This is a genomic window from Falsiroseomonas sp., assembly GCF_030695085.1.
Taxonomy (GTDB): Bacteria; Pseudomonadota; Alphaproteobacteria; order Acetobacterales; family Acetobacteraceae; genus Falsiroseomonas.
Genome location: NZ_JAUYTS010000041.1, coordinates 1 through 11,720, shown reverse-complemented (window position 1 = coordinate 11,720; position 11,720 = coordinate 1). Strand labels below are relative to the sequence as shown.

Genomic DNA, 11,720 nt, shown 5'->3' with positions numbered 1-11,720 from the left:
CGCCATCACCGGCACCACCTGCCCGGCCACCACGGCCACGCCGAGCAATCCGTCGGCAGCCAGGGGCGCCGGGCGCAGCGCGGCGGCCTCCACCACGCGGGCATCCACCGGCAGGGCGAAGACCTGGCCGCCGGCGAGCAGGGCTTCAGGCATCGGTCGCCTCCCGCCGCCAGATGCCGATCAGGTCGCGCGACCAGGGCACCAGGCCGATGCCGCGCGGCGGCCGGTCGGTCGGGCCGAGCAGCAGCGCGCCGCCCGGGCGCAGCGCCGCCACCAGCCGCTTCAGCACCCCGAGCCGCCCTTCTTCCGTCATGTAGATCAGCACGTTGCGGCACAGGATGGCATCCGCCGCGGCATCCGGCAGGCAGGCATCCAGCAGGTTGCCGCGGCGGAAGCGAACCTGCGGGCGCAGCGCCGCGACCGGCTCGAACCAGCCATCGGCGATGTCGAGCCAGGCGCGATCAGCCTCCGGCACCTCCCTCAGCGCATCCGGCGGGCCGAGGCGGTAGCGCGCGGCGTTGGCGGCTTCCAGCGCCGGGCGGCAGAGATCCAGCCCCTCCACCTGCCAGGGGCCGCCGCGTCCGGCGGCAAGGATCGCCAGCGTCCAGGCCTCCTCCCCCGTCGCGCAGCCGGCCGAGATTAGGGAGAGCGTGCCGCGCGGGGCCAGTGCCGGCAGCACCTCCGCCCGGAAGGACGCGATCTGCGCGCCGGCGCGGAACATGCGGGTTTCCTGCACCGTCACCGCATCCAGCAGCGCCGCCCAATCCGGATGGTCGATGCTGGCGCGGTCCAGCGGCAGGCGGGACAGGATGGGGGCGGCGCGCAGCAGGCGGTTCCGCAGCACATCGGATTCGGAAAAGCCCGCCAGCCCCGCCAGCCTTTCCTGCACGGCTCCCAGGGGGAGAGCCGGAGCCGGCCGGGCCAGCGCGTCAGCCATGCGGGGCGGTCAGCCGGCCGGGTCGGCGAAGCGCCGGCTGCGGGTCATGCTGGCCGCGCTGCGCGTCTCGGACGGGACGGAGTGGCAAGGTGCTTGCGGCAACTGCGTGATTTCTCTCTCGGCATCATGCGTGACGCTAGCGCAGAAGCCGGCCGGGCGGAACGGCCTCGACCGTCCTGGCGGCCGGAGCCTTTCCGCGTGGTGGTGCAGGCCCGCAGCCCCGCATGGGCCCATCCCCGCCAATCGGGCAATCCGCCTATGGCTTTGGAAGTCGGGATGAGCCGGGGCTCGGCCCGGCTTCAGCCCGTCAAGTCGAGCGTGGCGACCATGCGGTTGCGGCCATCGGTGCGGCTGTAGTGCAGCGTGCGGGTCATCTGCTGCACGAAATGCACGCCGAGGCCGCCAATGTCCCGATCCTCCAGCGCCGCATCGGTATCCGGCGCGGCCTGGGCCAGCGGGTCGAAGGCGCGGCCATCATCCTCGATGGTGGCGACCAGCGCGTCGCCCTCCTGGTGCACGGTGACGGCGACGAAGCTGGCGGCGCCCGGCCCGGCGCTGCCATGCATGACGACGTTGGCGGCAAGTTCCTCGATCACCACGGAAAGCCGGTGCGCCACCTTGGGCGGCAGCGCGGCTTCCTCGGCGAAGGCCTCCAGCGCGTCCAGCAGGCGCGCTACCTCCTCCGTCGCGGGCGGAATCGTCATGGCAAGCGCTGGCGGCACGTCCGTGCTCTCTTGAACGGGAATGCGAAGGTTAGCGGTGCCCGCCGGGCTTGTCGCCTCCCTCCGCCAGCACCGCCTGCACCAGCGCCGCGACATGGCGCACCGCCACATCGCCGTCCCGCCGTGCATGCCAGGCGAGATGCAGCGGGAAGCCGGGCACCTGGATGGGCGGGGCGAAGTCCACGAAACGGCCCTGCGGGTCGGCCGGCAAGGTGCGGCCGGGCAGCAGGGCAATGAGGTCGGACCCCGCCAGCAAGGGCGGCACCAGCAGGAAGCTCGGCACCACCACGCCGACGCGACGGCTGCGGCCGAGCCTCGCCAGCGCCTCATCCAGCGCGCCGCGCGTGGCACCCTGGCCGGAGACCAGGACATGCGGATGCGCGAGCCACACCTCCAGCCCGAAGGCCGCCGCCGCCGGATGGCCGCGGCGCATCAGCACCCAGCCGGCAACGCTCGAGCGCTGCGGACATCGCGGGCTGCGACAGGCCGAGCCGGAGCGCGGCGCGGGAGACATGGGCTTCCTCCAGCAGCGCATCGAGGACGACGAGGAGGTTGAGGTCGGCGGCGCATAAATTCATCAGATGGATATAACGCTATCCCAATTATCGATTGGAAGGATTTCCGCGCCGCCGCCACCTTCGCCGCAGCCGAAGGAGGCACCCATGCGCAAGACCCTAATCCTGATGTTCCATCCCGACCCTGCACAGTCCCGCGCCAATGCCGCACTCGCCGCGGCGGCCCGGGGCCGGCGGGAGGTCGAGCTGGTCGACATGCAGGCACGCCATCCGGATGGCTGCGTCGATGTGGCGGCGGAGGCGGCGCTGCTGCGCGGTGCGGGCCGCCTGGTGCTGCAATTTCCGCTGCAATGGTACGCCACGCCCGCGCCGATGAAGGCCTGGATGGATGCGGTCCTGACCCACCTGTTCTACCTGCATCCGGAGGAAGGGCGCATGCTGGAAGGCGTGAAGCTGCTGGTCGCCGCCACCGCCGGCAATGTGCAGGCGGCCTATGCGCCGGACGGCGCCAATCTGTTCCCGATGGAGGCTTTGCTGGCGCCGCTGCGCGCCACCGCGCATCGCTGCGGCATGCCCTGGACCGCACCCTTCGTGGTGTATGGCGCCAATCGGCTCGACGCGTCAGGGCTTGAGGCCGCCGGGGCCGCCTATGTCGCGCGGCTGCGGGAACTGGCGGCATGAAGCGCCCTTTCCTGGCGGTCCTTATCGCGGCCTTCATCACACCCGTACTGATCCTGGCGCAGTTCCTGCTGGCGGGGCTGGCGCTGTTCCCCGGTGGCACCGACTGGTCCGCACACAAGGCGCTGGGGGTGATGCTGCTACTGCCAATCCTGATTCTGGTCCTGGACCGGTCGCTGCGCCGCCGCGCCCTGCTGGTGGCGCTGCTCTACGTCCTGCAGATCATGTGGATCGTGCTGGGACAGAAGCTGAATTCTGCCCTGCTTCAGGCGCTGCACCCCTTCAATGCCGGCCTGCTGCTGACCGCGGCGCTTCTGCTGGCCGCGCAGGTCGCCCGCAGCCCGCGCGGATGATGCGCAGGCGGCGCGCACACCCCGGCGCCGCGCCTGCTACAGCCGAGGGTCGGGTGCGACGCACAAAAATTCAGGCGGGATGATGCAGTCGGACCGGATATTGCGTTAGACCAAGGGTCAGAATCGCATTGCTGCCGGCAAGGAAACCATCGCATTCGCCCAAGGTCCGCCTCCAGCACGCTTTTCGCCCCGCGCGCCGACCGCCGGACCATTCGCCCGCCGCAAATCGAGCATGGCGTGGACGACCGTCCGGGCGTTGCGCAGACCATCGGGCTGGCGGCGCAGCAGATCGGCATCCAGTCGATCTATCTGATCCTGCCGGGCCTGGTCGCCTCGCATTTCGGGCTGCTGCCGCTGGACATCCTGAATTTCGTCAGCCTCTCCGTCGTCGCGATCGCGCTGGCGGGGCTGTTGCAGGCGCTGCCGCGCGGGCCGATCGGCTCCGGCTACCCGATCGCGGCCATTCCGACGCCGATCTTCGTCGCCGTCTACCTGGCGGCGACGCCGGGGGTGAGCCTGGCCGCGGTCTCGGCGGCGGCACTGGTTACCGGGCTGCTCGGCGTGCTGCTGGCCGGCACGCTGCGGCGGCTGCAGAAGGTGGTGCCGACCGAGGTGGCCGGCGTGGTGATCCTGCTGATCGGGGTGAGCCTGCTGCCGCGCGCCCTGGCCGCCACCGGCCCCACCACGGCGCATGCGGCGCTGGCCCTGGTGACGCTTGCCGTGATGATGGGCGTGGCGCTGAAGGGCGGCAGGCTTTCGCGATTCGCCGTGCTGGTGGGGGCCGCCCTCGGCACGCTGGCCGCGGTCATCCATGGCACCGGACTCGGCGATGGCGCGATGCTGCGCGAGGCCCCCTGGTTCGCGCTGCCGCGCCCCACGCTGCCCGTGCTGGGGGCGCTGGATGCGGCGATGCTGCCGCCCTTCATCGTCGCGCTGCTCGCCTGCTTCGCCTCCTGGACCGGGGACCTCGTGGCCTTCCAGCGCGCGGCGGATGGCGGCTGGCGGCGGCCGGATACGCCGCCGATCCGTCGCGGGCTGCTGGCGCACAGCCTGGCCTTCGCCGCCGCCGCCTGCGCAGGCGGCATGCCACCCGGCAGTTCCTCGGCCTGCGTCGGCCTTTCCATCGCAACCCGCGTGCTGGCGCGGCGCGTCGCCATCTGGGGGTCCGTCGCCCTTCTGGTGCTGGCCTGCTGCCCGAAGCTGCTGGCCCTGCTGCTGGCGCTGCCGGATCCGGTGGAAGCGGCGATGCTGCTGTATGTGTGCTGCTTCATGATGGCGACGGGCTGCCAGCTGATGGGCCAGCGCATGCTGGATACGCGGCGCACCTTCACCGTGGGCCTCGGCCTTGCCATCGGCATCGGCACGCTGCTGCGCGTGCCGGTGTTCGAGCAGTTCCTGCCGCCGATGCTGCAAGCGCCCGTCACCGCCGGCGCGCTGGTTGCCATTCTGCTCAACCTGCTGACGGCGCCGCTGGTGGCGCAGCGGGCGGATTTCACCATCCGCCCCGGCGCCGGCATGAACCAGTCTCTGCTGGATGCGGTGGAGGCGCTGGGCGGCGGCTGGGGCGCGCGACGGGAAACCATGACCCATGTCGGCCACGCGCTGCTGGAGCTGGAGGAATTGCTGGCAAGCCGCGGCGTGGCCGAGATCCGTGTGCAGGCTACCCATGCCACGGACCAGGTGCAGATCATCGCATCCTGGGACGGCGCCCAGCTGCCCCGCCCTTCCCCGCGCCCCTCCGCCACCGACCTGGAAGGCCCCGCCACGGCGCAGGAGGCCTTTGCGCTTTGGCTCGCCACCCGCAATGCGGATAGCGTCGACCAGCGGCAGCGCCCCGATGGCGGCCAGGAACTGCGCCTGGCCTTCGCCGACTGAATTCTACCGCGCCAGCGCGCGCCAGACGCGTTCCGGCGTCAGCGGCATGTCGATATGGTCCAGCCCCAGCGCATCACAGGCGGCCGAGACGATGGCCGGCGGTGCCCCGCAGGCACCACCCTCCCCCGCGCCCTTCACGCCAAGCTCGTTGATCGGCGTGGGGACGATGTTGAAGCCGATGGCGAGGTCGGGCAGGTCCCCTGCCCGGGGCATCGCATAGTCCTGGAAGGTGGCGGTCAGGAACTGGCCGGATTCGTTGTCGTACAGCGCGTGTTCCAGCACCGCCTGGCCGAGCCCCTGGGCGATGCCGCCATGCGACTGGCCATGCACCAGCATCGGGTTGATGACATTGCCCACGTCATCCACCGCGGCGTAGCGGTCCACCGTCAGCACGCCGGTTTCCGGATCGATCTCCACCTCCGCCACATGGCAGCCATTGGGGAAGTTGCATTCGGTGCTGCGCTTGTAGAGCACACGCTCATCGAGGCCTGGCGCCTCACCTGGCGGCAGCCTGGAGGGATCCTGCGCGGCGGCGGCCACCTGCTTCCAGGTCACCGCAAGGTCGGTGCCCGCCACGGCGAAGCGGCCGTCATGGAACTCCACATCGGCCACACCGGCTTCCAGCAGATGCGCCGCGATGCGCTTCGCCTTGGCCAGCACGGCTTCCGAGGCGCGCGAGGTCGCAACGCCACCCATCTGCGAGGAGCGGGAGCCACCGGTTCCAAAACCCTGCTCCACCTCATCCGTGTCGCCCTGCACCAGCTCGATATCGCCGAAGGGAATGCCGAGGCGGGCATGGACGATCTGGGCAAAGGCGGTCTCATGCCCCTGGCCGTGACTGAAGGTGCCGACATGCAGCCGCGCCTTGCCATCGGCGCCCATGTTCAGCCGTGCCCATTCCTGCGGCTGGCCGCCCGAGGCCTCGATGAAATAGCCGATGCCGCGGCCGCGCTTCTTGCCGCGCGCCTCGGATTCCGCACGACGCGCCGCGAATCCGGTCCAGTCCGCGAGGTCGAGCGCCATCTGCTGCGTGCCGGCGAAATCGCCGCTGTCCAGCTCATTGCCCACGCAGTTGACGTAGGGCATCTGGTCCGGGCGGATGTAGTTGCGGCGGCGGATCTCGTCCTTCTCCAGGCCGAACATGTTGGCGCCGACATCCAGCAGGCGTTCCACCGTATAGGCGATCTCGGGCCGCCCGGCGCCGCGATAGGCATCCGTGGAATGCGTGTTGGTGAAGACGCATTGCACCTGGAGGTTCACCGCCTGCAGGTCATAAACGGTGCCGGCGATACGCGCGCCGGCCACGGTCGGGATGCGCGGGCCGAAATCGAACAGATAGGCGCCCATCGCGGCCATCGTCCTGGTCCGCATCCCGAGCGCCTTGCCATTGGCATCGAAGGCCATCTCCGCCTTGGTCACATGGTCGCGGCCATGCGGGTCGGACAGGAAGGTCTCCGTGCGATCCGCGCGCCACTTCACCGGCCGGCCTAACTTCTTTGCCGCCCACAACACCATGGCGGATTCAGGAAAGTTCTTGCCACGCAGGCCGAAGCCGCCGCCGACATCGCGGGAGACGACGCGCAGCTTCTCCATCGGGATCTGGAAGATGAACTTGGCGAGCGATTCCCGCACCTTCATCACACCCTGGCTCGGGCTGTGCAGCTCGTAGCGGTCGCGCGCCGTGTCGAAGGCGCCGACGGCGACGCGGGGTTCCATCGGGTTGCCGACAAGGCGGTTCTGCACCAGCTCGACCTTGGCGATGGTATGCGCCTTGGCGAAGGCGGCATCCGTCTCCGCGGCCCGGCCATTGGACCAGGTGACGCACAGATTGCTGCCACGCTCCGGCCAGATCACCGGCGCATCCGCATCCAGCGCGCGGGCGGTGTCGGTGACGGAGGGCAGCATGTCGTAGTCGATCTCGACCAGCTCCGCCGCATCCATCGCCTGGGCGCGGGTTTCCGCCACGATGGCCACCACGGGATCACCGACGAAGCGCACCGCTTCCGTCTGAAGGATGCTGCGCGGCGGGGCGTATAGCGGCTGCGTGCCCTCCATCGCGGGCACATCGACCATCACGGGAAACAGCCCGATGCCATCGGCCGCCGCATCGTGGCCGGTGAGCACCAGCAGCACACCCGGCGCGGCCTTCGCGGCGGTGGTATCGAGCGACAGGATGCGCGCATGGGCGTGCGGCGAGCGCAGGATGGCGAGATGCGCCTGGCCGGGCAGGTTGATGTCGTCGGTGTAGGTGCCGCTGCCGGTCAGCAGGCGCACATCCTCCTTCCGCCGCACCGGCTGGCCGATGCCGAACTGATCCTCAGCCGTCTGCGTCACGATCGCGTCCATACTCGTCCCGTCCCTATTCGTGGCCCAGCCTCGCTGCCTGTTCCCCGGCGATGCGGCCGAGGGTCACCGCGCTGAGCAGCCCGTTTCCCGAAAGGTAGCCCGAAGCGTCCGGCCCGGATACGCCGCAGGCCGCACCGCCCGCCGCGAACAGATTCGGCACGATCCCGCCGCCCGCAAGACGCACGCGGGCCTGTTCATCCACCACCATGCCGCCCTGGCTGTGAAACAGCGCACCGGTGACCCGGACGGCGCAATAGGGCGGCGCGAGTTGCGCGACACCGGACCAGTTGCGACCGAAGCCATCAGTGGCGCCGGCGTGCTTCAGCGCGGCGACCGTCGCCATCTCGGAGTCCAACGGCAGCTTCGTCATCCGCGCAAGCTCGGCGATGCTGTCCGCGCGCAGCACCGCGCCCTGCGCCTCCGCCTGCCGGAAATCCTCGAACTGCCGGGTGATGGCGGCAATGCGTTCGTCAAAAATATCCCAGGCGATGTGGCCGGGCTGGCCCATCACGGCACGACCGGCTTCCGAATAACCGCTGGCCTCGTTCCAGAAGCGCGCGCCCTGTGCGTTCACCTGGAAGCCACCCTCCATGATGACGGCCCAGGAAACGAGAATGCCCTGCGGATGCGCGACGGAGCCATGGCCCTGGTGGCCCGTCATGTCACGCAATTCCGCGCCGAGCGCCTCGCCCCAGGCCAGCGCCTCACCCTCATTGCCCGGATGGCCGAAATAGACGGCCTCAACCAGCTCCGGGATGTAGCGCGCGACCAGCGCCTTGTTGCCGGCATAGCCGCAGCAGGCCAGTACGATGGCCTTCGCGCCGATACGCTCCCGCGTGCCATCCGGCCGCTGCGCCACCAGCCCGCGGATCGCGCCATGCTGGTCGAGCACCAGGGCGGTGACGCGCGCTTCCGTCAGCAGCGGCACCTCCGCGGCTTCGGCCGCCGCGCGCAGCCGGTCCACCAGCTCCGCGCCGCTGCGGCTCGGCAGGCCATGCATGCGGCGGTGGCTGTGGCCGGGATAGTCGAAATCATGCACCACGCTGAAATCCAGGCCGTGCATGTCGGACAACCATTCCAGCGTCGGCGCCGCCTCCCGCGCCACGGTGGCGACGGTGCCGGGCTCGGCATCGCCATGGGCCTTGCGCTGGATATCAGCGGCGAAGGTGGCGGCATCATCGGCGATGCCATGGGCGCGCTGGAACCGCGTGCCGGCGGCCGGGATCAGCCCGGCGGAGAGCGAGGTGCTGCCACGCGGCACCGCATCCCGCTCCAGCACCAGCGGCTCCACCCCCGCGCCACGGCAGGCCAGCGCCGCGATCAACCCGGCGGCGCCGGCGCCGATGATGGCGACCGGCACTTCCGCGTCGAAGGCCGGGTCCTGCTCGCGGCTGATGCTCATTGCAGCTTCGCCAGTTCGGCGGCCACCGTGCTGATCTTCGCCACCGGGCGCAGCGCCGCGATCGCCGTCTCATGCACCTCGGGGGAGAAGGCGGCGCAGGCATCCTCCAGCACCGTTACCTCGAATTCCCGCACATGCGCGCCGCGCACGGTGGAGGAGACGCCGCCATTGGTGACGATGCCGGCCACCAGCAGCTTGCGGATGCCCGCCTTGCGGAGCAGCCATTCCAGGCGGGTCTGGTAGAAGGCGTCGTAGCCCACCTTCTCGACCGGCAGGTCCGACGGCGCTAGTTCATCCACCACCGCATGGCCCCAGCTGCCCTGCACGAAATCGCCCTTTTTCAGGAAGGGCCGTAGATGGCGCAGATGCGGGTCGATGAAGGGTTCGCCGCCCTTGCCGGTGAACAGCGTGAAGTGCGTCGAGGCAATCCACCCACCCTTCTCCCGCACCCTGTCCGCCAGCGGCTTCAGCCGCGCCGGAATGGCGGCGATTTCCGCCGCGCCCTGCCCAGCCTTGCCATAGGCGCCATCCGGATGAAGAAAGTCGTTCTGCAGGTCGCACAGCAGCAGCGCGGTATCGCTCAGCACGGCGTCACTCCCGCTCGATGATCAGATTGCCATAGGCATCGACGCGCGCGACCAGGTCCGGGTCCACCACCACCGTCGCATCCGGCTGTTCCAGAATGGCCGGGCCATGCACCAGCGCGCCTTCCGGCAGGTCCAGCCGCGACCACACATTGGCCGCGTGCCAGGCGCCATCGAACCACACCTGGCGCACGCCGCGCGCCGCACCCTCCACCGTGGCGTCCTTCGGCGGCGCCAGCGCCTTCAGGTCGAAATCCGGCCGCACGCCGATCGCGGCCGTGCGCAGCGAGACGATGCGGATCGGCAGGCCCGGCAGCAGGCGGCTGAAAGCGGTCTGGTAGGCGGCCTCGAAGGCCATGCGGATGATCGCCTCCGACACGCCAGTGGTGCCCTCGATCACATGCACCGGCAGCGGCACGCCCACCGTGTGGGTCTGCCCGGCATAGTGCATGTCCAGTTCGAAGCGGATCTCCGTGCGCGTCACCGGCAGGCCGGCGCCATCCACCACGGCCCGGGCGGCGGTGGCTTCCTCCACCATGCGCCCATCCAGCGCGGCGGCATCGATGCCATCCAGGTTGAGGTTCAGCGTGCGCACCTGGTCATGCCGCACATCGGCGATGACGCAGCCGATGGCGCTGGTCACGCCCGGGAAGCGCGGCACCAGCGCAGCGCGCAGCCCGACTTCCTTGATCAGCGCACCCACATGCAGCGCGCCGCCACCGCCGAAGGGCAGTGCGACGAATTTCTGCGGATCATGCCCGCGCTCGATGGAAACCAGTCGGATGGCGCCGGCCATCCTGGCATTTGCCACCCGGACAATCGCTTCCGCGGCGTGCATCGCATCCAGGCCGAGCGGCGTGCCGACATGCTCGGCAATCGCAGCCTTCGCCCCTTCCACATCCAGCCGCGCCAGCGCGCCGCCGATCGGCTTGTCCGCATTGATGCGGCCAAGCACGACATTCGCATCCGTCAGCGTCGGCCGCGTATTGCCCTGGCCGTAGCAGACCGGCCCCGGGCGGCTGCCCGCCGATTCCGGCCCCACCTGCAACAGCCCGCCGCGATCGACATGCGCGATGGAGCCACCGCCGGCGCCGATGGTGGTGATCTCGATCATCGGGCTGCGGATCACCACGCCGAAATCGATGGTGGCCTGCGCCGCCAGCTCCATCCGCCCGCGGCTGACCAGCGAGACATCGAAGCTGGTGCCGCCGAGGTCGCAGGTGATGGCGTTCTCGAATCCCGCCGCCTTGGCGATCGCCGCCGCCGCGATCACGCCCGCCGCCGGCCCGGACAGCGCCGTTCGCACCGGCACGCCGCGCGCCGTGGCGGTGGACATGATGCCGCCATTCGACTGCACGATATGGAAACGCCCGCTGAAGCCATCCTCACCCAGCGCGCGTTCCAGCTTGCCGAGGTAGTTGGCCACGGCCGGTTGCAGATAGGCGTTCAGCGCAGTGGTGGAGGCGCGCTCGAATTCGCGGATCTCCGGCAGGATCTCAGACGAGACGGAGACATGCGGGTTCGGCCAGATCGCCCGCACCGTCATCGCCGCGGCGCGTTCATTGCGTGGATTGGCGTAGGAATTGATGAAGACGATGGCGCAGGCTTCCGCGCCGCGTGCCAGCAGCTCACGCGCCGCCTTCTGCACATCGGCCGCGTGCACCTGGGTGTGGATGGTGCCATCCGCCAGTACGCGCTCCGGCACCTCCACGCGCATGTCGCGCTCGGTGATGGGCAGAAACTCGCCCCACAGGCCCCAGGTATTGCGCCGGTCACGCCGCCGCATCTCCAGCACGTCGCGGAAGCCGGCGGTGGTGATGATGCCGAGCTTGCAGCCCTTGCGTTCCAGCAGCGCATTGGTGCCGACCGTTGTGCCATGCACGATCGCCTCGAACCCCGCCGGGCCGCCGAGCTTGCGCAGGCCCGCCATGAAGCCCACCGCCTCATCGCCGCGGTTCGAAGGCACCTTGGCGACGCGGAAGGTGCCGAGCGTGGGGTCGAACAGGAACAGGTCGGTGAAGGTGCCGCCGACATCGACGCCGACGACCGGCCCGACCATGGAATCGCCGCTCATGCCTCGTATCCGTAATCGCGCTTCGCCACATCCGCCGTCACGAAGCCGAGCCGCAGGTCGCGCGCCACGGCCTCCCTCGGCCGCTGCTTCGCATCACCCCAGCCGCCACCGCCCGGGCTTTCCAGCCGCAAGCGCTGGCCCTTCTGCAATTTCACACCGACGATCTTGCTGGCCATCGGCGGCGTCTGCCAGCCCTGGCCATCCTGCCAGGCAAAGCGGTTCAGCGCCCCCTGC

11 protein-coding genes and 1 pseudogene are annotated in these 11,720 nt (G+C 70.1%); 3 read left to right on the top strand and 9 right to left on the bottom strand.

Going from position 1 to position 11,720, the window contains the following annotated elements; genetic code table 11:
- Positions 1 to 145: 145 nt before the first annotated feature.
- The 4 genes from Q8S40_RS04705 to Q8S40_RS25145 form a co-directional block, all read right to left on the bottom strand.
- Positions 146 to 889 carry a protein-glutamate O-methyltransferase CheR gene (locus Q8S40_RS04705; protein ID WP_305669477.1) on the bottom strand — a complete coding sequence of 248 codons (744 nt, stop codon included), beginning with the start codon at positions 887 to 889 and terminating at the stop codon, positions 146 to 148.
- Positions 890 to 1,236: 347 nt separating this feature from the next.
- Positions 1,237 to 1,641 (bottom strand): ATP-binding protein, encoded by a 405-nt coding sequence (locus Q8S40_RS04700; RefSeq protein ID WP_305669476.1) that lies wholly within the window; start codon positions 1,639 to 1,641, stop codon positions 1,237 to 1,239.
- Between the two features lie 49 nt (positions 1,642 to 1,690).
- Positions 1,691 to 2,092: a LysR substrate-binding domain-containing protein gene (locus Q8S40_RS04695; protein ID WP_305669475.1), complete on the bottom strand. Its 402-nt coding sequence runs from the start codon at positions 2,090 to 2,092 to the stop codon at positions 1,691 to 1,693.
- Entirely contained in the window at positions 1,986 to 2,237 is a 252-nt protein-coding gene (locus tag Q8S40_RS25145) for a LysR family transcriptional regulator (protein ID WP_371136803.1), read from the bottom strand. Before Q8S40_RS25145 ends, Q8S40_RS04695 begins: the two co-directional genes overlap by 107 nt.
- A gap of 84 nt (positions 2,238 to 2,321) precedes the next feature.
- Between Q8S40_RS25145 and Q8S40_RS04690 the strand changes: the two genes are divergently transcribed.
- The 3 genes from Q8S40_RS04690 (at position 2,322) to Q8S40_RS04680 (ending at position 5,080) form a co-directional block, all read left to right on the top strand.
- Entirely contained in the window at positions 2,322 to 2,855 is a 534-nt protein-coding gene (locus Q8S40_RS04690; RefSeq protein ID WP_305669474.1) for an NAD(P)H-dependent oxidoreductase, read from the top strand.
- Positions 2,852 to 3,205, top strand: coding sequence for a DUF6220 domain-containing protein (locus tag Q8S40_RS04685; RefSeq protein ID WP_305669473.1), 354 nt, complete (start codon positions 2,852 to 2,854; stop codon positions 3,203 to 3,205). Before Q8S40_RS04690 ends, Q8S40_RS04685 begins: the two co-directional genes overlap by 4 nt.
- A gap of 237 nt (positions 3,206 to 3,442) precedes the next feature.
- Positions 3,443 to 5,080 carry a solute carrier family 23 protein gene (locus tag Q8S40_RS04680; protein ID WP_305669472.1) on the top strand — a complete coding sequence of 546 codons (1,638 nt, stop codon included), beginning with the start codon at positions 3,443 to 3,445 and terminating at the stop codon, positions 5,078 to 5,080.
- 3 nt (positions 5,081 to 5,083) lie between these two features.
- Here the strand turns inward: Q8S40_RS04680 and Q8S40_RS04675 are convergent, their stop codons facing one another.
- The 5 genes and pseudogenes from Q8S40_RS04675 to Q8S40_RS04655 all read right to left on the bottom strand — a co-directional run.
- The gene (locus Q8S40_RS04675) at positions 5,084 to 7,414 is read right to left on the bottom strand and encodes a xanthine dehydrogenase family protein molybdopterin-binding subunit (protein ID WP_305669471.1); all 2,331 of its coding nucleotides are present in this window, start codon (positions 7,412 to 7,414) and stop codon (positions 5,084 to 5,086) included.
- Between the two features lie 25 nt (positions 7,415 to 7,439).
- Positions 7,440 to 8,828: an FAD-dependent oxidoreductase gene (locus Q8S40_RS04670; protein ID WP_305669470.1), complete on the bottom strand. Its 1,389-nt coding sequence runs from the start codon at positions 8,826 to 8,828 to the stop codon at positions 7,440 to 7,442.
- On the bottom strand, positions 8,825 to 9,415 hold the full coding sequence (locus Q8S40_RS04665) for a cysteine hydrolase family protein (RefSeq protein ID WP_305669469.1): 591 nt from the start codon (positions 9,413 to 9,415) through the stop codon (positions 8,825 to 8,827). Before Q8S40_RS04665 ends, Q8S40_RS04670 begins: the two co-directional genes overlap by 4 nt.
- A gap of 4 nt (positions 9,416 to 9,419) precedes the next feature.
- Positions 9,420 to 11,486 (bottom strand): hydantoinase/oxoprolinase family protein, encoded by a 2,067-nt coding sequence (locus Q8S40_RS04660; RefSeq protein ID WP_305669468.1) that lies wholly within the window; start codon positions 11,484 to 11,486, stop codon positions 9,420 to 9,422.
- Positions 11,483 to 11,720 (bottom strand): annotated as a pseudogene (locus tag Q8S40_RS04655) (hydantoinase B/oxoprolinase family protein); the annotation flags it as partial. The gene Q8S40_RS04660 and the pseudogene Q8S40_RS04655, both read right to left, overlap by 4 nt.

Bases quoted from the DNA above. Each gene is read 5' to 3' on its own strand.
- Q8S40_RS04695 (WP_305669475.1), bottom strand. From the start codon at position 2,092: ATGCGCCGCGGCCATCCGGCGGCGGCGGCCTTCGGGCTGGAGGTGTGG.
- Q8S40_RS04660 (WP_305669468.1), bottom strand. From the start codon at position 11,486: ATGAGCGGCGATTCCATGGTCGGGCCGGTCGTCGGCGTCGATGTCGGC.
- Q8S40_RS04670 (WP_305669470.1), bottom strand. From the start codon at position 8,828: ATGAGCATCAGCCGCGAGCAGGACCCGGCCTTCGACGCGGAAGTGCCG.
- Q8S40_RS04690 (WP_305669474.1), top strand. From the start codon at position 2,322: ATGCGCAAGACCCTAATCCTGATGTTCCATCCCGACCCTGCACAGTCC.
- Q8S40_RS25145 (WP_371136803.1), bottom strand. From the start codon at position 2,237: ATGAATTTATGCGCCGCCGACCTCAACCTCCTCGTCGTCCTCGATGCG.
- Q8S40_RS04700 (WP_305669476.1), bottom strand. From the start codon at position 1,641: ATGACGATTCCGCCCGCGACGGAGGAGGTAGCGCGCCTGCTGGACGCG.
- Q8S40_RS04685 (WP_305669473.1), top strand. From the start codon at position 2,852: ATGAAGCGCCCTTTCCTGGCGGTCCTTATCGCGGCCTTCATCACACCC.